The sequence below is a fragment of the Streptococcus sp. SGI.013 genome, assembly GCF_050315295.1.
In the GTDB taxonomy this organism is placed as follows: domain Bacteria; phylum Bacillota; class Bacilli; order Lactobacillales; family Streptococcaceae; genus Streptococcus; species Streptococcus porcorum.
The window spans coordinates 1-2,669 of the sequence record NZ_JBNPOS010000061.1 but is presented as its reverse complement, the minus strand read 5'-3'; the positions used below and the strand labels follow the sequence as shown (position 1 = coordinate 2,669).

Annotated in this window: 3 protein-coding genes and 1 pseudogene; all 4 read left to right on the top strand. The window is 35.2% G+C overall.

Annotated elements, in window-relative coordinates; all coding sequences use genetic code 11:
* Window positions 1-372, top strand: a pseudogene (locus ACQRDX_RS09150) (hypothetical protein); the annotation flags it as partial.
* Window positions 359-607: a hypothetical protein gene (locus tag ACQRDX_RS09145; protein WP_427896573.1), complete on the top strand. Its 249-nt coding sequence runs from the start codon at window positions 359-361 to the stop codon at window positions 605-607. The pseudogene ACQRDX_RS09150 and the gene ACQRDX_RS09145, both read left to right, overlap by 14 nt.
* A gap of 134 nt (window positions 608-741) precedes the next feature.
* Window positions 742-1,350 (top strand): MarC family protein, encoded by a 609-nt coding sequence (locus ACQRDX_RS09140; RefSeq protein WP_427896575.1) that lies wholly within the window; start codon window positions 742-744, stop codon window positions 1,348-1,350.
* Window positions 1,351-2,261: 911 nt separating this feature from the next.
* A partial coding sequence (locus tag ACQRDX_RS09135; RefSeq protein ID WP_427896577.1) for an LD-carboxypeptidase occupies window positions 2,262-2,669 on the top strand: 408 nt, incomplete at its 3' end.

Sequence of the window (2,669 nt, the reverse complement as noted above, 5' to 3'; positions counted from 1 at the left end):
GATACAAAATCTTCAATTTATACCGATTTTATTGCTATTTTAGGTGTGTTTTCTGCTTTTGTTTTTGTATTATTTGGTGGCATTGAGATTGCAAGAGCGGCTTTTGATATTGGTGATGATTTACAAACAATGGACTTATCTAAGATGATAACAATTTCATGTTTAATGTTGATTGGTGTTTTGACATTATTATATTCATTGTTATTGTGGATTGCTAGGATAACTGACAAAAAAATTGGGCATTGTGTGGTCGAAGAGTGTGAAAATGGTTGTAAGCATAAATGGAAACATTTCTATATGCGCCATTCATTTTATTTTACAATAGTCATCTTTTTAACAGCCATTACTTTTATCTCATATGTTTTTTTCTAAAGCCTCGACGAATCGAGACTTTTTTTCGAATAATAAAGTAGGAGAAAAACTCACGCTATATTATGATGAACTAAAAGAAGCGATTAATAGAGGCTATATAAAGGGTGATACTGTACAAATTATTAGAAAGAATGGGCTAGTATTTGGCTATGTTCTCCCTAATGAACCAGTAGAGTTCTACGAGTTAGCAGCCATGCACGTTTATGGTATAATAGATAGCGTAAAGAGAAGATAGGGCTTTACATTACACACGAGTTTTGAGCTAGCTCTTTTTTATTGCCGTTATAACCGCAAAAACAAAAAGTTTGTAAAAGTGTTGGCTACCGTTATAAATAGTGGCATAATATATGTACAAGGAGGAAACTACAAATGAAGGAATTCGGACTCATGTTTATGGCATTTTTTGCTATTATGAACCCTTTGTCTAATCTCCCTGCCTATATGGCTATTGTGGCAGATGATAGTGATCGTATCTCTCATAAAATTGCTACTAAAAGCCTTTTAATTGCTTTTGTGGTTATTACGTTTTTTGTCATGACGGGTCACCTCATTTTCAATTTATTTGGAATTACACTTTCTGCCCTTAGAATTGCTGGTGGGATTCTAGTGGCGATTATTGGTTACCATATGCTAAACGGTGTACATGCTCCCTCTGCAAAAGGAATGGAAAGTCAACCATCCGATCCAATGGAAGTAGCAATATCCCCGTTAGCGGTACCATTATTAGCAGGTCCAGGGACAATAGCGACTGCAATTAATCTTTCGCATGGTGATATTAAAAAGCAAGTTATGACTATACTAGCTTTTGGGCTTCTTTGTTTATTGACCTACTTTATTTTAAGAGAAGCCAAAAGAATTTCATCAGCATTGGGAAAATCGGGCATGGGTATCATCACTAAAATGATGGGGTTAATCTTAACAACAATTGGCATTCAAATGTTGGTTACAGGTATACAATTGACTTTTCATCTAAGCTAAACAAGTGGCAATATTTGGATATTTATGATATAGTAGGTTCGTGGTGATAAGCCACAACGGCATTTTAAAGCCTTACGAGGGATAAAGGTATCAGAGTCTATCTGATACCTTTTATAACTTGCAATTTTATCCACATCTGATAGAATAAGGGTGTATGGGTGATTTAAAAGGATATCCCTTTTAAAATAATGGGACTCTCTCAATTTGAGGGAGTTTTTGTATATTATATATGATATAATATTAGTGGCGTATGAGTGGGGTACGTCAGTGAGCACTGTTCAGATGCACACTAAAAAATAAATAATCTGAACACACGAACATGATATGGAAGGGTGGGAGGGTTAGAAGTTCTTCTCTTCCCATAGGTCGGCATTACCCATACGCTGACCTTTTTACTTTGCCAGATATTTGCAGTGTAATAATTTTATGCTATAATGGAGGCTGGATGTGTGATCCAAGGTTGGTGTCTTACTAACCTCTACTTGTGGCAAAGCCGTATGGAATTCCATACGGTTTTCTTAATTTTGTGATATAATGAGCATGTACCTAATTATTAGTAATAATCTTCTATTACAACGTACCCTAATCCCAATTAACTTATACGTTGTAGGTGTTGGCGTAAGCTGACACCTTTTATATTTGGGGCAGATTTGGGGCGGATAACTTATAAACGTTGATACATCAGTATATATAAATCCGTCTACCGCCTTTTATAACTCAATTTAATAAGAGTTCTCCTAAAAAGTCCGTAAATCGGGCTTTTTTTGTTAATATGCTGATAAATGTAATCGCTAAACTTTCTATCTATTCACGAAAAGAAGTTTTACAACATTAACAATCACTCTCTCTATCCTTTACTCCTTCTAATGCATTTGCTATACTGTTAACACTTTAATAAAGGAGGTTTGGTGATGAAAAAATTAGCTAAGGGTGATCATATCCGTGTTCTTAGCCCATCTAGTTCCATCGAACGTTTAGGGGGATTTGAAGCCAATTTATCTGCCAAAAGAAAATTAGAAGAACTAGGTTTTACAGTGTCCTTCTCTGAGCATTATTTTGAAAATGATAGATTTTATTCATCCTCCATAAAAAGTCGTGTCGCAGATTTACATGCAGCATTTGCCGATCCAATGGTCCATGTCATTATGACAACTATTGGAGGATTTAACTGTAACGAATTGTTACCTTATCTAGATTACGATCTCATCCGAAACAATCCGAAAATTTTTTGTGGGTATTCCGATACGACTGCCCTTTTAAATGGTATTTATGCCAAAACAGGCCTTAAAACTTATATGGGACCTTCTTTCTCTAGTTTT